The organism is Xanthomonas sp. LMG 12460, from assembly GCF_009192895.1.
Classification (GTDB): Bacteria; Pseudomonadota; Gammaproteobacteria; order Xanthomonadales; family Xanthomonadaceae; genus Xanthomonas_A; species Xanthomonas_A sontii.
The window spans coordinates 1-21,779 of the sequence record NZ_NKUH01000005.1 but is presented as its reverse complement, the minus strand read 5'-3'; the positions used below and the strand labels follow the sequence as shown (position 1 = coordinate 21,779).

Annotated in this window: 16 protein-coding genes; 3 read left to right on the top strand and 13 right to left on the bottom strand. The window is 68.6% G+C overall.

Annotated features, from left to right (window positions below; all coding sequences use genetic code 11):
- Positions 1–90: 90 nt before the first annotated feature.
- Genes CEK66_RS01270 through acnB form a run of 3 tightly spaced genes read left to right on the top strand, consistent with a single transcriptional unit; the run spans position 91 to position 3,402 of the window.
- Entirely contained in the window at positions 91–354 is a 264-nt protein-coding gene (locus CEK66_RS01270; RefSeq protein WP_010343322.1) for an AbrB/MazE/SpoVT family DNA-binding domain-containing protein, read from the top strand.
- A complete protein-coding gene (locus CEK66_RS01265; protein ID WP_017908728.1) occupies positions 351–758 on the top strand; it encodes a type II toxin-antitoxin system VapC family toxin in 408 nt (135 codons plus the stop codon). Before CEK66_RS01270 ends, CEK66_RS01265 begins: the two co-directional genes overlap by 4 nt.
- A gap of 52 nt (positions 759–810) precedes the next feature.
- Positions 811–3,402: a bifunctional aconitate hydratase 2/2-methylisocitrate dehydratase gene (gene acnB, locus CEK66_RS01260; protein WP_152180622.1), complete on the top strand. Its 2,592-nt coding sequence runs from the start codon at positions 811–813 to the stop codon at positions 3,400–3,402.
- A gap of 132 nt (positions 3,403–3,534) precedes the next feature.
- On the opposite strand, the gene CEK66_RS01255 is transcribed toward acnB, so the two are convergent.
- The 13 genes from CEK66_RS01255 to CEK66_RS01195 form a co-directional block, all read right to left on the bottom strand.
- Positions 3,535–6,132 (bottom strand): EAL domain-containing protein, encoded by a 2,598-nt coding sequence (locus CEK66_RS01255; RefSeq protein WP_152235686.1) that lies wholly within the window; start codon positions 6,130–6,132, stop codon positions 3,535–3,537.
- A 4-nt stretch (positions 6,133–6,136) separates the two neighbouring features.
- Positions 6,137–7,210: a chemotaxis response regulator protein-glutamate methylesterase gene (locus tag CEK66_RS01250; protein ID WP_043091300.1), complete on the bottom strand. Its 1,074-nt coding sequence runs from the start codon at positions 7,208–7,210 to the stop codon at positions 6,137–6,139.
- The gene (cheD, locus tag CEK66_RS01245; RefSeq protein ID WP_152235692.1) at positions 7,207–7,794 is read right to left on the bottom strand and encodes a chemoreceptor glutamine deamidase CheD; all 588 of its coding nucleotides are present in this window, start codon (positions 7,792–7,794) and stop codon (positions 7,207–7,209) included. Before cheD ends, CEK66_RS01250 begins: the two co-directional genes overlap by 4 nt.
- Before the next feature lie 11 nt (positions 7,795–7,805).
- Positions 7,806–8,672 carry a CheR family methyltransferase gene (locus tag CEK66_RS01240; RefSeq protein ID WP_017908722.1) on the bottom strand — a complete coding sequence of 289 codons (867 nt, stop codon included), beginning with the start codon at positions 8,670–8,672 and terminating at the stop codon, positions 7,806–7,808.
- 97 nt (positions 8,673–8,769) lie between these two features.
- Positions 8,770–10,995 carry a methyl-accepting chemotaxis protein gene (locus CEK66_RS01235; RefSeq protein ID WP_152235685.1) on the bottom strand — a complete coding sequence of 742 codons (2,226 nt, stop codon included), beginning with the start codon at positions 10,993–10,995 and terminating at the stop codon, positions 8,770–8,772.
- 353 nt (positions 10,996–11,348) lie between these two features.
- Positions 11,349–13,574, bottom strand: a complete 2,226-nt coding sequence (locus CEK66_RS01230) for a methyl-accepting chemotaxis protein (protein ID WP_152235684.1) — start codon at positions 13,572–13,574, stop codon at positions 11,349–11,351.
- Between the two features lie 169 nt (positions 13,575–13,743).
- Positions 13,744–16,128 carry a methyl-accepting chemotaxis protein gene (locus tag CEK66_RS01225; protein WP_152180626.1) on the bottom strand — a complete coding sequence of 795 codons (2,385 nt, stop codon included), beginning with the start codon at positions 16,126–16,128 and terminating at the stop codon, positions 13,744–13,746.
- Between the two features lie 102 nt (positions 16,129–16,230).
- On the bottom strand, positions 16,231–16,593 hold the full coding sequence (locus CEK66_RS01220; protein WP_017910574.1) for a hypothetical protein: 363 nt from the start codon (positions 16,591–16,593) through the stop codon (positions 16,231–16,233).
- Positions 16,594–16,793: 200 nt separating this feature from the next.
- Positions 16,794–17,288, bottom strand: a complete 495-nt coding sequence (locus CEK66_RS01215) for a chemotaxis protein CheW (protein ID WP_017910573.1) — start codon at positions 17,286–17,288, stop codon at positions 16,794–16,796.
- A gap of 122 nt (positions 17,289–17,410) precedes the next feature.
- Positions 17,411–18,193 (bottom strand): flagellar brake protein, encoded by a 783-nt coding sequence (locus tag CEK66_RS01210; RefSeq protein WP_026144691.1) that lies wholly within the window; start codon positions 18,191–18,193, stop codon positions 17,411–17,413.
- 60 nt (positions 18,194–18,253) lie between these two features.
- A complete protein-coding gene (locus CEK66_RS01205) occupies positions 18,254–20,461 on the bottom strand; it encodes a methyl-accepting chemotaxis protein (RefSeq protein WP_152235683.1) in 2,208 nt (735 codons plus the stop codon).
- Positions 20,458–20,892, bottom strand: a complete 435-nt coding sequence (locus tag CEK66_RS01200; RefSeq protein WP_226978456.1) for a hypothetical protein — start codon at positions 20,890–20,892, stop codon at positions 20,458–20,460. Before CEK66_RS01200 ends, CEK66_RS01205 begins: the two co-directional genes overlap by 4 nt.
- A gap of 337 nt (positions 20,893–21,229) precedes the next feature.
- Positions 21,230–21,779: methyl-accepting chemotaxis protein (locus tag CEK66_RS01195; protein ID WP_226978454.1), on the bottom strand; the 550-nt coding region annotated here is incomplete at its 5' end.

The following is a 21,779-nucleotide window of genomic DNA, read 5'->3' as shown; positions in this document are numbered from 1 at the left end:
TGTATGGCAGGTGTGACCGCCGCTGTATGCGGGCTTGAGTATGACGCTTCAAGTATGTAAAATTCGTACATACCTTGTGGAGCCAGCCCGATGGAAGCCACTGTCGCCGAACGCGGTCAGATCACCCTGCCGAAGGCCGTGCGCGATGCGCTGGGCCTGAGCAAGGGCACCATCCTGAAGGTGGAACTGGATGGCGGCCGGATCATCCTGCGCAAGAGCGTGGACGATGCCATCTCGCGCGCCCGCGGCCGCTTCAAGCTCGACGGCTTCGCCAGCACCGACGAGGCGATGCGCGCCATCCGCGGTCGCGCCCCGGGCGATCCGTTCGAACCCGAGCCCGACGCCGGCGCATGATCGCCATCGACTCGTCCGTGCTGGTGGACCTGCTGGCCGACGGCCCGCAGGCCGATGCCACCGAAGCCTGCCTGCGCCAGTGCCTGAGCACCGGCCCGGTGGTGGTCTGCGACATCGTCCTGGCCGAAGTCTGCAGCGCGCTGCGCGACGGCGCCGAGGCCTTGTCGGTGCTGGAGGACATGAGCATCCGCTTCAGCGCGCTGGAGGCCAAGTCGGCCTTGCGCGCCGGCGAGATGCAGCGCCGCTTCCGCGCCCGTGGCGGCAAGCGCGAGCGGGTGGTGGCCGATTTCCTGATCGGTGCGCATGCGCTGCTGCAATGCGATGGCCTGATCACCCACGACGACCGTTTTTTCCGCGATTACTTCAAAGGCCTGAAGATCATCGTCCCCAAGCCTGCCGGCTGACGCCGCGCCGCCGCTGCCGCACATCCCCACCGTATTTTTCCGGAGAACCCGCATGTTGGAAGCCTATCGCCACCACGTTGCAGAGCGCGCCGCGCTCGGAATCCCGCCGCTGCCGCTGAGCGCGCAGCAGACCGCGCAGGTCATCGAACTGCTGAAGAACCCGCCGGCCGGCGAGGAGCAGTTCCTGGTCGAGCTGCTGAGCCAGCGCGTGCCGGCCGGCGTCGACGACGCCGCCAAGGTCAAGGCCTCGTACCTGGCCGCGGTCGCCTTCGGCAGCGAGACCACCCCGCTGATCTCGCCCACCCGCGCCACCGAGCTGCTGGGCACCATGCTCGGCGGCTACAACATCCATCCGCTGGTCGAGCTGCTGGACAACGCCGAGCTGGGCGCCGTCGCCGCCGAGGGCCTCAAGCACACGCTGCTGATCTTCGACGCCTTCCACGACGTGCAGGAAAAGGCCGAGGCCGGCAATGCGCACGCCAAGGCCGTGCTGCAGAGCTGGGCCGAGGCCGAGTGGTTCACCAGCAAGCCGGAAGTGCCGCAGAGCCTGACCATCACCGTGTTCAAGGTGCCGGGCGAGACCAACACCGACGACCTGTCGCCGGCGCCTGACGCCACCACCCGCCCGGACATCCCGCTGCACGCGCTGGCGATGCTGAAGAACAAGCGCGACGGCGCCCCGTTCGAGCCGGAAGAGGACGGCAAGCGCGGCCCGATCCAGGCCATCGCCGACCTCAAGGCCAAGGGCCACCTGGTCGCCTACGTCGGCGACGTGGTCGGTACCGGTTCCTCGCGCAAGTCGGCGACCAACTCGGTGCTGTGGTGGACCGGCGAGGACATTCCGTACATCCCCAACAAGCGTTTCGGCGGCGTGTGCCTGGGTTCGAAGATCGCGCCGATCTTCTACAACACCATGGAAGACGCCGGCGCGCTGCCGATCGAGCTGGACGTGTCGCAGATGGAGCACGGCGACGTGGTCGAACTGCGTCCGTACGAGGGCAAGGCGCTGAAGAACGGGCAGGTGATCGCCGAGTTCGCGATGAAGTCGGACGTGCTGTTCGACGAAGTGCGTGCCGGCGGCCGCATCCCGCTGATCGTCGGCCGTGGCCTCACCGCCAAGGCGCGCGAGTTCCTGGGCCTGCCGGCCTCGACCCTGTTCCGCCTGCCGATGGACCCGCCGGACACCGGCAAGGGCTTCTCGCTGGCGCAGAAGATGGTCGGCCGCGCCTGCGGGCTGCCGGAAGGCCAGGGCATGCGCCCGGGCACCTACTGCGAACCGAAGATGACCTCGGTGGGCTCGCAGGACACCACCGGCCCGATGACCCGCGACGAGCTGAAGGACCTGGCCTGCCTGGGCTTCTCCGCCGACCTGGTGATGCAGTCGTTCTGCCACACCGCGGCGTATCCGAAGCCGGTGGACGTCAAGACCCACCACACCCTGCCGGAGTTCATCTCCACCCGCGGCGGCGTGTCGCTGCGTCCGGGCGACGGCGTGATCCACAGCTGGCTCAACCGCATGCTGCTGCCCGACACCGTCGGCACCGGCGGCGATTCGCACACCCGCTTCCCGATCGGCATCTCGTTCCCGGCCGGTTCCGGCCTGGTCGCCTTCGCCGCCGCCACCGGCGTCATGCCGCTGGACATGCCCGAGAGCGTGCTGGTGCGCTTCAAGGGGCAGATGCAGCCGGGCGTGACCCTGCGCGATCTGGTCAACGCGATCCCGCTGTACGCGATCAAGCAGGGCCTGCTGACCGTGGCCAAGCAGGGCAAGAAGAACATCTTCTCCGGCCGCATCCTGGAGATCGAAGGCCTGCCGGAGCTGAAGGTGGAGCAGGCGTTCGAACTGTCCGACGCCTCCGCCGAGCGCTCGGCCGCCGGCTGCACGGTGCGCCTGAATAAGGAGCCGATCGTCGAGTACCTGACCAGCAACATCACCCTGCTGAAGTGGATGATCGCCGAAGGCTATGCCGACGCGCGTTCGCTGGCGCGGCGGATCAAGAAGATGGAGGAGTGGCTGGCCGACCCGCAGCTGCTCGAGCCCGATGCCGACGCCGAGTACGCGGCGGTGATCGAGATCGACCTGGCCGACATCCACGAGCCGATCGTGGCCTGCCCGAACGACCCGGACGACGTGAAGACCCTGTCCGACGTGGCCGGTGCGGCGATCGACGAAGTGTTCATCGGTTCGTGCATGACCAACATCGGCCACTTCCGTGCCGCGGCCAAGCTGCTGGAAGGCAAGCGCGACATCCCGACCCGCCTGTGGGTCGCGCCGCCGACCAAGATGGACGCCTCGGAGCTGACCAAGGAAGGCCACTATGGCACCTTCGGCGCCGCCGGCGCGCGCATGGAAATGCCGGGCTGCTCGCTGTGCATGGGCAACCAAGCGCAGGCGCGCGAGGGCGCCACGGTGTTCTCGACCTCCACCCGCAACTTCCCCAACCGCCTGGGCCGCAACACCAACGTGTACCTGGGATCGGCGGAACTGGCGGCGATCTGCTCGCGCCTGGGCCGGATCCCGACCAAGGACGAGTACATGGCCGACGTGGGCGTGATCAAGACCAGTGGCGAGCAGATCTATCGCTACATGAACTTCGATCAGATCCAGGACTACCAGGACGTGGCCGCGACGGTCGCGGCCTGATCGCCCCGGCGATGCGCTGATGCGACGTGCCGCCCATGCGGCACGGTCGCAACGAAGAAGCCCGGCACTGCCGGGCTTCTTCGTTGATGGTGCCTGCGCTGCGTACGACGGTGGGTTCGCCGCTTGCCTGCGCTAGGCCTGTGGTGCGGACGCTCGCCCTTGCAGCCAGTGTTCCAGCGCCGCCGCCGGCAGCGCCGGCGCGAACAGGAAGCCCTGCAGCACGCGGCAGCCCAGCCGCGCCAGGAACGCGCGTTGCGCTTCGGTTTCCACGCCCTCGGCGACCGTGTGCATGCCCAGGGTCTCGCCGATCCGCAGCACCGAGGTGGTCAGCGCCCGCGAGGTCTGGCAGTGCTCCAGGTCGCTGACGAAGCTCATGTCCAGCTTGAGCTCGTTGACCGGCAATTGGTGCAGATGGCTGAGGCTGGAATAGCCGGTGCCGAAGTCGTCCAGCGACAGCAGCACGCCGCTGGCCTGCAACTGGCGCAGGTTGGCCAGCACCGCGTTGGTGTTGGAGAGCATGACGCTCTCGGTCATTTCCAGTGCCAGATCGGCCGGTTGCAGGCCGGACGCGGCGAGCAGGCCTTCCACCCGCGTGGGCAATTCGGGGTCGGCGAAGTTGTTCGCCGACAGGTTCACCGCCACGCGCGGCACCGCGATGCCGCGCAAACGCCAGTCGGCCATCTGCCGGCAGGCTTCGCGCAAGACCCACTGCCCGAGTTCGTCGATCAACCCGCATTCTTCGGCCATCGGCACGAACCGCGCCGGCGAGATCGCGCCGAGATTGGGATGTTCCCAGCGCAGCAGCGCCTCCACGCCGTACAGCGCGTGCGGCGCCTGGCTGTCCAGTTGCGGCTGGTAGTGCAGCTGCAGTTTGTTGCGATGCAGGGCGTCGCGCAGCGCGGTCTCCATTGCCACGCGTTCCTGCGCCATGCGGTTCATGTCGGAACTGAAGTAACGCACGCTGTCGCCGCCTTCGTGCTTGGCCCGGAACATGGCCAGGTCGGCATGGCGCAGCAAGGTCTCGATGTCGCGGCCGTCGTCGGGGAACATGGCCACGCCGATGCTGGCGCTGGGGTGCAGGGTCACCTGGCCCACCACCAGCGGCTCGGCCAGAACCAGCAGCAGGCGCTCGGCGACGCCGGCGGCCTGTTCGACGCTGCAGTTCGGCAGCATCAGCACGAACTCGTCGCCGGCCTGGCGGCCGACCAGATCGGTCAGGCCCAGGGTGTCGCCGATGCGCTGGGCGATGTCGCGCAGCAGGCCGTCGCCGGCGGCATGGCCCTGGGTCTCGTTGATGCGCTTGAAGCGGTCGAGGTCCACGAACAGGATCGCCACCGGTGCGCCCTGATGCTCGGCGGCGGCCAGCGCCTGCTCGGCGCGGGCGCTGAACATCACCCGGTTGGGCAGGCCGGTGAGCGAGTCGTAGAAGGCGAGCTGGTGCACGCGTGCCCTGGTCTGCTCGCGTTCCAGCGCCAGGGCGCACAGATGCACGCAGAGCTCGATCAGGCGCAGGTGCCAGGCCAATGGCTCGCGCACCTGCCGATAGCACAGCGCGAAGCTGCCGAGGACGCGACCGCTGCTGGACTTGATCGGGGTGGCCACGCAGGTGCCCAACTGCACATGCTGCACCAGCCCCATGTAGTCGGCGAACAGCGGGTCGGTGTGCGGGTCGAGGACCAGTACCTGCTTGCCGCGCCAGATCGAGGTGGCGAGGGCGCCGGCACGCGGTCCGGCGCGCATATTGTTCATGGTCTCGCCGAACCGCGCCGGCATGCTCGGCGCCGCCAGCGGCTGCAGGCAGCCGCTGCCGTCCACACTCACGATCGCGGCCATCAGTTCCGGCGCGATGCGCTCGACCTCCTTGCAGATCAGCGTGGCGACCTCGATCAGCGGCTGTTCGCGGACCAGCGCATCCAGCACGTTCTTGTGCAGCACCTCGTGCATCTTGCTCTGGGTGATGTCGGTGAACGAGAGGATGTAGTGCTGTTGGCTGCCATCCTCGCTGGCGATGGGGGTGGCCACCAGGGTGGCCCACAGCGGCGTGCCGTCCTTGCGGTAGGCGAGGATGTCGGTCTGGTGGCCGAAACCGGCGCGCACGCGCTCGCGGGTGTGCTGCACGGTCTGCATGTCGGTACCGGGGCCGGCCAACACGTTGCTCGGCAGATGCCCCAGCACTTCGCTCTCGGCATAGCCGAACACCTGGCTGAAGCCGGCGTTGACGTAGAGGATGTTCAACTCCGGATCGCAGACGACGATGGCGGCGTCGCTGGAGTCCAGTGCCAGCGACAGCAGTCGCATCCTGGCGTCGCGAGCGCGCTCGGCGCTGATGTCGCGCACGAACAGCACCTGCAATTGGCTGTAGTGCTGCGGTGCCCGCGCTGCGCTCACCGCCAGCCAGCGCGCTGCGCCATCGTAGTCGCGCAACAGCAGCTCGTAGCTGCCGCTGCCGCCGTCGTGCAGGCAATGCGCGAGGAAGTCTTCGCGCACGTCGGCATCGGCCAACTCGCCGAGCGGCCGCCCCAGCACCTGCGCGCGGGGACGGTTCCACAGCGCCTCGGCGGTGTGGTTGAAGGCAACCACACGCGCCTGCGGATCGACGATCAGCACGCCTTCCGGCGCGTACTGCAGGCAGAGCAGCAGGTCCAGTTCGGAACGGGCCGATGCCACCCGCGCCGCCTCCACGCTGACGTCGCTGGGCACGCTCGACGTTGTGACGCGGCGGCCCGGCATGGTGTCAGCGCGCCTGCACGGACAAGGCGATCAGGCGCTCGGCGATCTTGTCCAGCGGCAAGACCTCCTGCGCCGCGCCCAGGCGGAAGGCGGTGCCGGGCATGCCCCAGACCACGCTGGTGGCCTCGTCCTGGACCAGGGTGCTGGCCCCGGCCTGCAGCATTTCCAGCAGGCCGCGCGCGCCGTCGTCGCCCATGCCGGTGAGGATCGCGCCGATGGCGTTGGCGCCGGCGTTGCGTGCCACCGACTGGAACAGCACGTCCACCGCCGGCTTGTGCCGGTTGACCGGAGGGCCGTCGTCGATCTTGCAGCGCCAGCGCGCACCGTCGCGGATCACCTGCAGGTGCTTGCCGCCGGGCGGCAGGTAGGCGTGGCCGGGCAGGATCGCTTCGCCTTCGCTGGCCTCGCGCACGGCCATGGCCGAGTGCCGGTTGAGGCGGTCGGCGAAGGCGGTGCTGAAGCCGGCCGGCAGGTGCTGGGTCATGACCACCGCAGGCGCATCGGCCGGCATGCCTTCCAGCACCACGCGCAGCGCTTCGGTGCCGCCGGCGGAGGCGCCGATGGCGATCAGCCGGTCGGTGGTGCGGAACTTCAGCGAGGACACCGCGGCGGGCGTGGCGGTGGCGCCGGCCGGTTTCGGCGCGGCCGGCCGGTCCAGGGCGCGGACCTTGGCCTTGGACGCGTTCTTGACCTTGGCGATGATCTCTTCGGCGTACTCCTCGAGCCCGCGGGCCACGTCGAGCTTGGGCTTGGAGACGAAGTCGACCGCGCCCAGCGACAGCGCCTGCAGGGTGGTGTCGGCGCCGCGCTCGGTCAGCGAGGAGATCATCACCACCGGCGTGGGCCGCAGCCGCATCAGGTTTTCCAGGAACGCCAGCCCGTCCATGCGCGGCATTTCCACGTCCAGGGTGATCACGTCCGGATTCAGACGCTTGATCTTCTCGCGCGCCAGCAGCGGGTCGGCGGCCGAGCCGACCACTTCCACGCCGGGCGCGCCCGACAGGATTTCGGTAAGGATCTGTCGCACGACCGCCGAGTCGTCGACGATCAGCACGCGGCAAGGGGCTTCCAGGCTCATTCGAACAACTCCACGGCACCGGTGACGGGGGCTTTGGCGAGACGGGCGCGCACCGCCGACTCGGCCGCGGCGATTTCGGCTTCCTCGTGCGCGTGCGGCAGGCGCTGCACGACCACGCGGCCGGTAGCGGGAAAGAACCAGATCTTGCGCGGATGGATGCCGCGCAGATCCTCGGCCACCACCGGGATATGTTCGGCCTTGAGGTAGTTCAGCACGAAGTCGGCGTTGCGCGTGCCGACCGGATTGTTGGTGAAGCCCTTGAGCACGTTGCCGCCGCCGAACACCTTGGCTTCCAGGCGATTGCGGGCGGCGCCGCGCTTGAGCAGGTCGTTGATCAGCACTTCCATCGCATAGCTGCCGTAGCGGGCCGGCGCGCCGTCGCCGCTCTGGCCGTCGGGCAGCATGAAGTGGTTCATGCCGCCGATCTTCAGCAGCGGGTCGCGGATGCAGGCGGCCACGCACGAGCCCAGGATGGTGGTCAGCGCGGTGTCGTCGTCCACCACCAGGTACTGGGTCGGCAACAGCTTGGCCGCCATCGTCTGGAAGCGCGTGTCGTGATAGCGCATCACCTGGTCCAGGGCCATGGCCGCGGCGCTCACGCGCGATCCTTCTGCGCCCGGCGATACAGCGTGCGGCCGCAGGGCTGGATCAGGTCGGCCGCATGCAGATAGTTTTCCGAATGGCCGGTGTAGAGCATGCCGTCGTCGTCCAGGTGCGGAATCAGCCGCGACAGGATGCCGCGCTGGGTGGGCTTGTCGAAATAGATCATCACGTTGCGGCAGAACAGCGCCAGGTACGGGCCGGCGACGTCGTAGCGCGGTTCCAGCAGGTTGAGCTGGCGGAACTCGAGCAGGTCGCGCAGCGCCGGCAGCACCCGGCAGTGGCCTTCGTTGGCGCCGCTGCCGCGCTGGAAATACTTGCGCTTGAGGGCGGGATCGAGGCTGGCGACGCGTTCCAGCGCGTAGACGCCGCGCGAGGCGGTGGCCAGCACCTGGGTGTCGACGTCGGTGGCCAGGATCCGCACCGGCGGGGTCAGCGTGCCGAACGCTTCGCAGGCGGTGATCGCCAGCGAGTAGGGCTCCTCGCCGGTGGACGAGGCGCAGGACCAGATCTTCAGCGGCGCCGCGCCGGAGTGCTTCTGCAACTCTTCGCGCAGCCGCTCGAAATGGTGCGGCTCGCGGAAGAACGAGGTCAGGTTGGTGGTCAGCGCATTGGTGAACGCCTCCCATTCGTCGCCGCCTTCGCGCTCCAGCCAGTCCAGGTAGTCGCGGAACGAGCGCAGGCCCAGCACGCGCAGGCGCCGCGACAGCCGGCCGTAGACCATGTCGCGCTTGGCCGGGGCCAGGGCGATGCCGGCCTTCTGGTAGATCAGGTCGCAGACCCGCTTGAAATCGCGGTCGCTGAAGTCGAAGTCGCGATTGTCGGAACCGGAGGAGGGCGAAGCGGGAGTCTGGATGGCCATGGTGCGCAGCGATGGTCGGTCAATCGGGTTATCGGCCGGGAACGGACGAAGTTGACAGCCGGCAGTCAGGAAAGACCGCCGGCGGTGGCCTGCGGGCTCAGAACTCCTGCCACTGGGCCTCGCTGGCGGCGGCGCTGGCGGGGCGCGGGCGCGCCGCCGCACGGGGCCTGGCGCGGGCTGGGGCCGGCGCGGCTTGCGCAGTCGGCGCGTTGGCGGCCACGCCGTGGTAGGTGTCCAGCTTGAAAGCGGCGATGGCCGCGCCCAACTGGCCGGCCTGTTCCTCCATCGAGCGCGCCGCGGCGGTGGCTTCTTCCACCAGCGCGGCGTTCTGCTGGGTGGTCTCGTCCATCTGCACCACGGTCTGGTTGACCTGCTCGATGCCGGCGGACTGCTCCTGCGAGGCGGCGGCGATCTCGCCCATGATGTCGGTGACGCGGCGCACCGAGGTCACGATCTCGCTCATGGTGCGGCCCGCCTGGTCGACCAGGGCCGAGCCTTCGGCGACGCGGCCCACCGACTCGTCGATCAGCGTCTTGATCTCCTTGGCGGCATTGGCCGAACGCTGGGCGAGGGTGCGCACCTCGGTGGCGACCACGGCGAAGCCGCGGCCCTGATCGCCGGCGCGCGCGGCCTCGACGGCCGCGTTCAGTGCCAGGATGTTGGTCTGGAAGGCGATGCCGTCGATCACGCCGATGATGTCGGCGATCTTCTTCGACGAGGCCTCGATCCCGTTCATGGTGGTGACCACGTGGCCGACCACGTCGCCGCCCTGCGAGGCCACCGCGGCCGCCCCGGCCGCAAGCTGGTTGGCCTGGCGTGCGTACTCGGCGTTCTGCTTGACCGTGGAGGTCAGCTCCTCCATCGAGGCGGCGGTGCGCTCCAGGCTGGCCGCCTGCTGTTCGGTGCGGCGCGACAGGTCGCCGTTGCCGCTGGCGATCTCGGTGGAGGCGACATTGATGTTGGCGGCCGCGGCATGGATGCGGCCGACGATCGCCGCCAGCTGTGCGGCGGTGGCGTTGGCGTCGTCGCGCATGCGACCGAACACGCCATGGAACTCGCCGTGCATGCGCGCGGTCAGGTCGCCGGCGGCGATGGCCCGCAGCAGCGTGGACAGCTCGCCCAGGTTGCGGTCGCTGACCTCCATCATCGCGTTGAGATCCTGCACCATCAGCCGGAACCCGTACTGGAAACGTTCCGGGTCGCCGCGCGTGCCGAAGGCGCCGGCCGCGGCCGCCTCCGCCAGCTGCTTGATCTGCTCGCTCATCGCGGTCAGGTTCTGCTTGGCCATGTCCATGGTTTCGGTGAGCACGGCCTTCTCGCCGGGCAGGCGGTCCATGTCCTCGGACAGGTCGCCGATCGCATAGCGCTGGATGATCTGCAGCAGGCGCATCTTCACCGCGATATGCGAGGCCACCAGTTCGTTGGTGCCCTTGACCATCTGCCCGTACTCGCCGGGGAAGGCGTTCTCGTCCATGCGGTAGCTGATGGTGCCGCACGCGTGCTGCCGGGCCATCTCGTCCTGGGCGCGGATCACGCTGTGGATGCGCGAGCGCATGATCAGCATGTCGTCCATCAGCTCGCCGATCTCGTCCTTGCCGTGCGGATAGGTGGCGCCCTCCAGTTCGCCGCGTGCCACCGCCTGCGACAGGCGCTTGGCCGCGTGCAACTGGCGCGCCATCCCGCGCGCGATCAGCCAGGCGGTGACGCTGGCGAACAGCACGGCCAGCCCGAGCAGCGTCACGATCAGGGTCTTGGTGTTGGACAGCTGGCTGTCGGCGAGATCCATCTCCCGGTTCAGTTCGGCGACGTTGTACTGGGTCAGCGCCACGATGCGCTCGAACAGGGTCCGGCGCAGCGTCCGCGACTGGGTGTCGGAGATCTTCTGTGCGCCTGCCACGTCGCCGGCGCGCAGCGCCGCACCCATCTCGGTGTTGGCCTGCAGGTAGGCCTTCAGCGTCTCCTGCACGCCGGCGTACATCTGCACCTGCTTCTGGTCTCGCATCATCGCGGCGATGACCTGCTGGTTCTTCGCCACCTCCGTGCGCACCTTCTGCATGCGCTTGAAGTAGTCGGCCTGGGCCTGGGGATCGCCGGCGCGCGACAGTTGCGCCAGTTCGTAGGTACGGAATTCGCCCAGTTGCGCGCGCACCTCGGCCAGTGCCTGGGTCGCCGGCACCCAATCGTGCTGGATGTGCTTGAGCTCGGCGATGGACAGGCTGGTCCGGGAGTAGGTAAAGCCCCCCAGCACGACCGTCAGCAGCGTGGTCACGGCGAAGGCGAAGATCAGCTTGTCGCGGATTTTCAGGTGCGCAAGTACGTTCATGGGCATTCCATGTGCAGCAGCGGGTTGAAAAAGGCAGGGCGGCCGGCGGTCAGCCGGCGAAGACGAAGCGCGGCGAGGGCAGCGCCGCGCCAGTGGCGGCGCTCGCAGGCGGGCGGGAACCCATGCCGAACAGGGGCGCGCGTGCGGCGCCGCGACGGGAGGGTGGACGATGGCGGATGTCGGCGGCTGGGCATCACGTGCTCCCTGAACGGTCGCGTTGGTGATCCGGCGGTGACGGGCGCGGACCACGAAGCGTGATCCTGATATCGACTAGCGCGGCGATAGCTTGAACCGTGCTGTGGTGCGAATCGGCGTGTCGTGCGTGATTGTTTCTATCGCAACGGTATGGCCGCTCAATCGGCCTCGATGGTCGAGGCTGCCGTGCGCACCAGCCGCAGCGGCGCCTGCCGCGCCGCGCCGCGTGCGGGGGCCGCGGGCGTGGGGCCTGCGCCGCCGTTCGCGCCGGCCTGCGCCGGGTCCAGCCGGAACACCGCCGCCGCCTCGCCGAGCCGGCGGCCCTGGTCTTCCAGCGCCCGCGCCGAGGCGCTGGCTTCCTCGACCACGGCGACGTTCTGCTGGATCGCCTGGTCCATCTGCGCCACGGTGCGGCTGACCTGCTCGATGCCCATCGACTGTTCCTGCGAGGCCGCGGCGATCTCGCCGATGATGTCGGTCACCCGCTGCACCGAGGCGACGATCTCCTGCATGGTGCGACCGGCCTGGTCGACCAGGGCCGAACCCTCGCTCACGCGGCCGACCGAGTCGTCGATCAGCGTCTTGATCTCCTTGGCGGCGTTGGCCGAGCGCTGGGCGAGGGTGCGCACCTCGGTGGCGACCACCGCGAAGCCGCGGCCCTGTTCGCCGGCGCGAGCCGCTTCCACCGCCGCATTCAAGGCCAGGATGTTGGTCTGGAAGGCGATGCCGTCGATCACGCCGATGATGTCGGCGATCTTCTTCGACGAGGCCTCGATGCCGTTCATGGTGGTGACCACCTGGCCGACCACCTGGCCGCCCTGCGAGGCCACCGCGGCCGCGCCGGTGGCGAGCTGGTTGGCCTGGCGGGCGTGCTCGGCGTTCTGCTTGACCGTGGAGGTCAGCTCCTCCATCGAGGCCGCGGTCTCTTCCAGGTTGGCCGCCTGTTGTTCGGTGCGGCGCGACAGGTCGTCGTTGCCGGCGGCCAGTTCGGTGGTGGCGCCGTGGATGCTGCGGGCCGCGGTCTGGATGCGGCCGACGATGTCGGCAAGCTGGTCGGCGGTGGTATTGGCATCCTCGCGCATCCGCGCGAACACGCCGTGGAAGTCGCCGTGCATGCGCGCGCTCAGGTCGCCGGCGGCGATGGCCTGCAGCAGGGTCGACAGCTTGCCCAGGTTGCGGTCGCTGACCTCCATCATCGCGTTGAGGTCCTGCACCATCAGTCGGAAGTCGTGCTGGAACCGCCCGGCGTCGCCGCGCACGCTGAAGTCGCCGGCGGCGGCGGCCGCGGCCAGGCGCTTGATCTCGGTGTTGATCGCCAGCAGGCTGGCCTTGGCCGCGTCCATCGATTCGTGCAGCACCGCGCGGCTGCCGGGCAGGCGGCGTGCGTCGCGGCGCAGGTCGCCATTGGCGTACTCGTTGAGCACCGCGATGGCGTCGACGATCGCGTCCAGGTGCTCGAACATCATGCGGTTGATGCTGGCAGCCAGGTCGCCGTACACGCCGGGGAAGTCCTCCGGCATGCGGTGGGACATGTCCTTGTCGGCGTGCAGTACGGCCATCTGCGCGGTCTCGCTGGAAAAGCGCTCCAGCATCCGGATCATTTCGCCGGTGGCGCGCAGCATCTCGCCGGTCTCGTCGCGGCCGGGATTGTCGATGCGCACGCTGAGGTCGCCGCGCGACACCGCGCGGATCGCCTCCAGGCTGCGCGATACCGGTCGCAGCACCGAACTGCCGATCAACCAGTTGATGCCGAAGGTGAGCAGCACCAGGATGCCGCCGGCCAGGGTCATCACCCCGGTGAAGACCAGCGCCTGCGCCTGCACGTCGTCCATGTACACGCCGGTGCCGATCACCCAGTGCCAGGGCGCGAACGCGGCGTTGTAGGAGATTTTTTCGACCGGCTTGTCGCTGCCGGGCTTGGGCCACAGGTAGTCGACATAGCCGCCGCCGGCCTCGGCCACCTTCACGAACTCGCGGAAGATCGGCTTGCCGTCGGCGCTGAGCACCTGGCCGATATCCTTGCCGACCAGGTCGTGGCGGGTGGGGTGCATCAGCATGGTCGGGTGCAGGTCGTGCACGTAGAAGTAGTCCACGCCGTCGCGGGCGCGCATCGATTCCAGGGTGCGCAGGGCGGTGCGCTGCGCCTCGGCCAGCGGCATGCTGCCCTTGTCCACCTCGGCCGCATAGGCGCGCACCACGCCCAGCGCCAGCTCGATCTGGCTCTTCAGTGCCTGCTCGCGCGTGTTGCGGATGTCCAGGTACTGCATGCGCGCGGCAATCACCGCCAGCAGGACGATGCCGGCACCCAGCAACAAGGTCTGCCAGAGGAACTTGCGGCGCAGCGGCAGATCCGAGAGGCGGGTGAGCAACGAGCGAGACGACATCGACCTGATCCTTGGAAAGGTTCCCAAAGGTTTAACGGCTCCGGGAACGGGGAAGTTGAGCGCGCGGCGCGACCGATCCGTAGACAATCCTCGCGCTGGCGCGGCGGTCAAAAAAATCCCCGGCGCGCAGGCCGGGGATGGGGGGATGCAGCGACAGGCCGGGCCTGTCTCAGAACTCCTGCCAGTCCGAATCGGCCAGGGCCGGCTCGACCTTGCGGGCACGCACCGCCGCCGGCTTGGCGGCGGCGACGGCCGCAGGCTTCTTCGCCGGCGCTGCCGGCCGCGGCGCGGACACGGCCTGCGGCGCGTGGACCGCGCTGGCCTGCGCCGACTGCTCGACGCGGAAGATCGACACGGCCTCGATCAGCTGGCCGGCCTGTTCTTCCATCGAACGCGCGGCGGCGGTGGCTTCTTCGACCAGCGCGGCGTTCTGCTGGGTGGTCTCGTCCATCTGGGTGACGGTCTGGTTGACCTGCTCGATGCCGGCCGACTGCTCCTGCGAGGCGGCGGCGATCTCGCCCATGATGTCGGTGACGCGCTGCACCGAGGCGACGATTTCGGTCATGGTCTGGCCGGCCTGGCGCACCAGGGTCGAGCCGTTGGCCACCTGGCTCACCGACGCGTCGATCAGGCCCTTGATCTCCTTGGCGGCGTTGGCCGAGCGCTGAGCGAGGGTGCGCACTTCGCTGGCGACCACCGCGAAGCCGCGGCCCTGTTCGCCGGCACGTGCGGCTTCCACCGCGGCGTTGAGCGCCAGGATGTTGGTCTGGAAGGCGATGCCGTCGATGACGCTGATGATGTCGGCGATCTTCTTCGAGGATGCCTCGATCCCGCTCATGGTCTGCACCACCTGGCCGACCACACTGCCTCCCTGCGAGGCGACCGTGGCGGCGCCGCCGGCCAACTGATTGGCCTGGCGCGCGTGCTCGGCGTTCTGGCGCACGGTGGAGGTCAGTTCCTCCATCGAGGCGGCGGTCTCTTCCAGATTCGCCGCCTGCTGCTCGGTGCGGCGCGACAGGTCGTCGTTGCCTGCGGCGATCTCGCCGGCGGCGGCATTGATCGCGTTCGCCGCCTGCTGGATACGGCCGACGATGGCCGCCAGCTGCTCGGCGGTGGCGTTGGCGTCGTCGCGCATGGTCGCGAACACGCCCTGGAAATCGCCGTGCATGCGCGCGGTGAGGTCGCCCTGCGACAGCGCGGTCAGCAGCCTGGACACTTGGCCGATGCTGTCGCCGTTGGCCTGCAGCAGGCCATTGAGCTGCTGCGCCAGCTGCAGGAAGAAGCCGTGCTTGCCTTCGATGCCGACGCGCCCGCTGAGGTCGCCCGCGGCGGCCTCGCGCACGATCTTGGCCACTTCCTGCTCGACCTGCGCTTCCAGGGTGCGGTCGCGCGATTCGCAGACAAAGCCGATGTGCGTGCCGTGCTGGTCGCGGATGGCGGTGATGGTCTGGGCGACGCGCGCGTCGACGTAGGCCATCTCGCGTTCCATCACCCCCTTCTTTTCCAGTTCCGCCAGGGTCTTGGGATCGTGCTGGTTGCCGTACTCCAGCACCGTCACCGGCGAGCCGACCAGCGGCAGGCTCGAATCGAAGGCCGGCGCCACCGAGTGGATCTGCTCGGCGTACTTGTCGGTGAGGCCCTGCATCGACGGGTTGGCGTAGACGATGTTGTAGTCCAGATCGACGATGAACATGCCGGTCGAGGAGTTGTCCAGCGCGGTGCGGATGCGCAGGTTCTCGGCGGCGACCGCGGCGTCGCGCTCGATGCGCCCGCGCAGGTCCTGCTGCATGCGCTTGAGCGCCTGCATCAGCTCGCCGATCTCGTCCTTGCTGTTGGCGTCGATATGTCCGTCGAGCTTGCCGGCGGCGACGTCGCTGGCCACCTTGACCGCATCGCGCACGCTGTTGGCGAGCATCCGCCCGAACAGGAAGGCCAGACCGACCGCTGCGCCAAGGCCGATCAGCAGGCAGATCAGCAGGGTCGCCGAGGCATTGCGGTAGGTGCCGCTGGCGGCGTCGGCCGCGGCCTTGGCCTGGCGATCGTTCTCGGCGATCAGGGCGACGACGTCGTCCACCACCTTGTTGTGCAGGGTGCGGGTCTCGCCGGTGAAGGTATCGATGGCGTCGTCGTGCAGGTCGAGCTGCAGCATTTCGTCGACGGACTGGTAGGAGGCGCTGGCCTTCTTCCAGTCGGCGACCAGACGGTCGTAGATGGTCTTTTCCTGCGGGCTGCCGATCTTGGGCGGATATTGGGCCAGGATCTGGTCCATCTGCTTCTTCAGCGCAACCTTGCGCGCGGCCGATTCCTTCTTCAGCGCATCGCTGCTGCGGATCAGGCTCTGGTAGGCCGCGTTGCGGTACTCGCCGAGGATGCCGCGCATTTCGCCGCCGGTGCGCACGCTCGGCACCACCTGCGACGACACATTCGTGGTCACGCCATCGAGCGAGTTAAGACCGCGGTAGGCGGCCACGCCCTGGATCAGCATCAACGCCAGCACGACGCCGAACGCCAGCATCAGTTTGGGCATCACCTTCAGATCTTTAATCCACTGCATGAGCGCGTTTCCCATAATTCGGAGGGGGCGACAAGGGGCAAAAAACGGCAAACGCCGCCGCGCCGGACCGTGTGCACGGGTCCAGCACGGCGGCGCTGAGGCTTACTTGATGGTGGCCAGCTTCAGGCTGGACGGCGCGCTGACCTGGATTTCGGCACGCGAGCTGTCCCGCTCGATCTTGCCGATCACGCACACGTCCTTGCCTTCCAGGGTTTCCGGGGCGAAGCCGAACTTGCTGCGGTCGGCGCCGGCGATGCGGGCGGAGAAGGTGTGGCGCGGGAACATGCCGCCCATGTACAGGAAGGTCGGCTCGCCTTCGGAATTCTGCGCGTACTTGGCTTTCTCGACCTTGCCGCAGACCATGCCGTCCTTGCCGACGAAACGGGTGGCCATCTCCGGCGGGATCATCTGCTGGGACTGGGCGAAGGTGCTGGGGCTGGCGGCGAGCAGCAGGACCAGCAGCATGGGAAAGCTCGGTTTCATGGAACGACTCCTTGGGGACGGGGGCTGAAGTGAGGGCCGTGTGATGCCGGCCACTCTTCAGCTATCGGCGTGAAACCGGTTAACTTGATTCGCCCAAGTGATAAACAGTTCGCATTTCAAATAAAAACCCGCCTTGCGGCGGGTTTCGTCTACAGCCGGGAGGCCGCCGCAGCGGCCGGGGGTCAGGCGGCTTCGTCGACGTGGGCGTGCTGCTGGCCGAACTCGGCGCTGTCGAGCAGGGTCTCGATATCCAGCAGGATCAACATCTTGTCGTCCTGGGTGCCGATGCCCGAGATGAAGCGGGTGTCGACCGCGGCGCCGAACTCGGGGGTCGGGCGGATCTGCTCTTCGTTCAGCGGGATCACGTCGGAGACGCTGTCCACCACGATGCCGACCACGCGGTTCTCGACGTTGAGCACGATCATCACGGTGAAGGCGTCGTAGCGCGCTTCCTTCAGGCGCAGCTTCAGGCGCAGGTCGATCACCGGGACGATGGTGCCGCGCAGGTTGATCACGCCCTTGATGTACTCGGGGGCGTCCGGGACCCGGGTGACCGAGTCGTAGCCGCGGATTTCCTGCACCTTGAGGATATCCACGCCGTAGTGTTCTTCGCCGAGGGTGAAGCTGAGGAATTCGCCGCCGGTGGCGTCGGAATTGGAGGTGGTCTTGTCGTTCATCGTGTGCTCCTGGTGCGCACGGGATTGCGGGTGGTGGCGTGGGTGGGAAAGCGCGACTCTGATGCTAGATCGGCGCGGCCACGGCGAACTTTAGACCTGGATCGGCCGGCCGCTTGCGGCGTTCAGGAAAGCACGCCGCTCTTGCGGGCGCTGCGCTGGCGCTCGATGCGGAACACGTAGCGCTGGATCGCCGCGTCGGCACCGCGCGGCAGGTCCTGGAAGCGCATGCCCACGCGCAGGGTGTCCTGGCCGTTGGCGAGCTTGGAGACATACATGTTGCAGACCTGCAGGGTCAGCCGGATGGCGTCGGCATCGGGCAGCTGCAGCACGCAGTTCGGATAGCTCTGCTGCAGCTGCGGCATCGGCTGGCCCTGTACCAGCGCCACCGCCAGGCCGCCGCCGCTGATGTCCACCACGCGCAGTTTCAGTTCGACCTGGCCGGCATCGTCGTCGATGCGCAGCACGCACAACGGCGAATCGGTGATCGGGGTCTCCAGGCGGAAATGCTCGCGCCGCTGCAGGTAGTAGAGCGATTCCGGCAGCGGCGCGCGCAGGCCCGGCTGGCCGTTGTCGTCGGTGCGCTGCGGGCTTTCGATGCGGAAACGCACCCGCACCTTGTCCAGCTGGGCGAAGCACAGCAGGTACTCGGCCTGCTCGGCGGCGCGGTTGGAGGCCTCGTTGACGCTCAGGTCCAGCAGCACGCTGTCCTCGTCCAGGTCCAGCAACGCGGTCGAGAAGGCCTGGTCGCGACCGCCCACGTGCGCGCTGACCTGCGAACGCTGCTGGATCAGCGACTGCAGCAACTGGCGGATCTGCCGGGGCTTGGTCAGCAGGAAACGGTCGTCCTCCACTTCTTCTTCCGGCGAAGTCGGGACAGGGGAGTCGCTGGGAGTGCCTTCGGCCATGGTGGAGAGTGGGTACTGGAGGTGGGTGGGGCGGCACCGCGTCGGGCCGCCCCACGCATGCTATCGGCTGAGCTGGACTTTTTTGTAGACCGGCTGCACGTTGCCGCCAGTGGCGACCGCGCTCGACGGCGGGCGCTGCTCCAGGGTGAAGGATGCCACGGCCCGTGCCAGTTCGCCCGCCTCGTGTTCCATCGACCGGGCGCTGGCGCTGGCTTCCTCGACCAGGGCGGCATTCTGCTGGGTCGCCTCGTCCATCTGCACGACGGTCTGGTTGACCTGCTCGATGCCGGCCGACTGTTCCTGCGAGGCCGAGGCGATGTCGCGCATGATGTCGGTGACGCGCTGGACCGAGGTCACGATGTCCTGCATGGTGCGGCCGGCCTGGTCGACCAGGGCCGAGCCTTCGGCCACACGGGTCACCGAATCGTCGATCAGGTCCTTGATCTCCTTGGCGGCGTTGGACGAACGCTGCGCCAGCACGCGCACCTCGCTGGCGACCACGGCGAAGCCACGGCCCTGCTCGCCGGCACGCGCGGCCTCGACCGCCGCGTTGAGCGCCAGGATGTTGGTCTGGAAGGCGATGCCGTCGATGACGCTGATGATGTCGGCGATCTTCTTCGACGAGGCTTCGATGCCGCTCATCGTGGTGACCACCTTGCCGACCACGCTGCCGCCTTGCGAGGCGACCGCCGCGGCGCCGACCGCCAACTGGTTGGCCTGGTGCGCATGCTCGGCGTTCTGCTTGACCGTGGAGGTCAGCTCCTCCATCGAGGCGGCGGTTTCTTCGAGGCTGGCGGCCTGCTGCTCGGTACGACGCGACAGGTCGTCGTTGCCGGCGGCGATCTCGCCGGCGGCGGTGTTGATCGCGTCCGAGGCGCCCTGGATCTGCCGCACGATCGCCGACAGCTGCTCGGCGGTGGCGTTGGCGTCGTCCTTCATGTTCGCGTACACGCCCTGCAGGTCGGCGTCGATGCGCCGCGACAGGTCGCCCTCGGCCAGCGCGCGCAGCATCTGCTGGATGTGGCCCAGGCCGGAGGCGCTGGCGGCGAGCATGGCGTTGATCTGCTCGCCCAACTGCAGCAGGAAGCCGTGTTTGTCGTCCAGGCGGATGCGTCCGCCGAGGTCACCGGCGACCGCGCCACGCACGATGCCGGCGATCTCCTCTTCCACCGCCACTTCGTCGGTGCGGTCGGCCCATTCCACCACGAAGCCGAGGCGGTTGCCGGTCGCGTCGGTGACCGGATTGACGATCAGGCGCATGGTGTGGCCGCCGACGCGGATCTGCGCGCGGTGCGTGCCGGTCAGCTCGGCGAGCATGCGCGCCTGGTGTTCGGGATGGCGGTGGAACACGTCGATGGTCTTGCCCAGCAATGCGCTGGCATCGAACTGCGGCAGGTCGCGGCGCAGGTCTTCCTGCACCTCGCTGAGCATCTGCAGCAGCGGGCGGTTGACGTAGACGATGCGGCGGTCGGCATCGGCGATTATGACGTTGGTGGTGACATCGTCCAGCGCGCTGCGGATGCGCTGGGTCTCGCGCTGGGCCTCGCTGTCCTGCTCGCGGCTGTGCAGCAGCTGCGCGTTGGCGGCCACCAGGGTGTGGGCGATGGAGCCTTCCGGCAGGTCCAGCTCGCGGATCGCGGCCGATAGCGGCTGTTGCTGGGCGATGGCGCGCGCGGCCTGGGCCAGGGCGTGCGGGTCGTGGCCCACGTCCAGCAGTTGCCGGCGCATCTGCACCGCCATCGGCACCAGGATCGCCGCTTCCACCGCCACGTACAGCGCATGGATCGCCAGGATGCCGATCCCGGCCTCCGCGGTGAACACCCGCACCGGCAGGCCGCGGTGCTGGAGCCAGAAGAACAGCACGTGATGCACGGCGATCGCGGCGGCCGCGACCATGATCGGCCGCCAGTCGCGGTAGTACAGCAGCAGCGCGATCAGCAGGATGACGCCGAAGTGCACTTCGATCATGCCGCCGGCCTGCTGGATCAGCGCCGCGGCCAGCACCATCAGGCCCAAGGCCACGGTGCAGCGGCTCAGCAGGCTGCCTGGATGCAGCTTCACCTGCAGGGCAATGACGGCCAGGGTCGGCAGGCTGACCGCCAGCCACGGCGTCCACGCGCCCTGATGCCAGGCGGCGGCCAGGCTGGCGAGGGTGGCCAGGACCGCGACGACCACGAACAGCCTGTCGGCCTGCGCCGCCAGTTTCTGCAGGTAGACGTAGCGCTCGTTGCCGACGAGAAAGCTGCCTTGGGTAGGCGAGGCGCTCATGAGAGGGATTCCTTGGAGTCGGTGGGACATCCGCACTGGGCGGGAGAGATCAGCGGCGCAGCGCCGCCGGTGGCGAGCAGCCGCGGCAGCAGCGACGCGGCGGCGATGGACGTGCCGCATCCGGCCAGCTGTGCCGGGCCGGCATAGATCAGGCGGGACTGCGCATCGAGGACGATCAGCGCATAGGGCAGGGACGGCGGCGCCAGCCGGGCGCGCAGGTCCACGCTGCGCATCCCTGGCAGTGCGAGCGCCGCAGGCGCGGCGCACTCGCAGCCGGCCACGCGCAGGCGGAACGCCACGGGCTGCCCGTCGGCAGCGTCGATGGCGGGCGCAAAGGCCAGCAGGCGCGCGCGAATGGCCTCGGCGCTGTCGGCCGGCGGCGGGCTGGCGAGCGCTACCAGTTGGCTTGCCGCCCAGATGCTCCAGAGCACCAGCAGCAACAGCCCCCATGGCAGGCGAGTGAAACCTCCCCAACGGGGCGTCGTGGTGGATAGTGCCTGCATTGGAAACCGGCCAGCGCGACGCCGGCACTCACCGGCTGTTCACGTTATCGACAGCGCCTATCGATCCTTAAGGTGGTATTCATCACATTTCACACAGTGGTAACGACGCTGGTGGGGGATTTTCAAAAAAAAGGGCTGCCTTGCAGGCCTGGAAACGCAATCGGCCGCGGGGGCGTTCCGCGGCCGATCGGCATATCGGGTTGTTGTTCCGGCGGCGCGGCGTGACAGGCCGAGCCTGGGGGGGGCGCGATCCGCGCGCCCGGACTCAAGCGGCCACGTGTGCCGGCCTGCGCGCGGCCGGTACCGCCGGCGCACGCGCCGAGGATGCCGCCGCCTGCACCTTGAACACCGCTACGGCCTGCCGCAGGTGGCCGGCCTGCTCCTCCATCGAACGCGCGGCGGCGGTGGCTTCTTCCACCAGCGCGGCGTTCTGCTGGGTGCTCTCGTCCATCTGGGTGACGGTGCGGTTGACCTGCTCGATGCCGGACGACTGCTCCTGCGAGGCGACCGCGATCTCGCCCATGATGTCGGTGACGTGCTGCACCGAGGTCACGATCTCCTGCATGGTGGTGCCGGCACGCTCGACCAGGGCCGAGCCTTCGGCGACGCGGCCGACCGACTCGTCGATCAGCGTCTTGATCTCCTTGGCGGCGTTGGCAGATCGCTGGGCGAGGGTGCGCACTTCGGTGGCCACCACGGCGAAACCGCGGCCCTGCTCGCCGGCCCGGGCGGCTTCCACCGCGGCGTTGAGCGCCAGGATGTTGGTCTGGAAGGCGATGCCGTCGATCACCGAAATGATGTCGCCGATCTTCTTC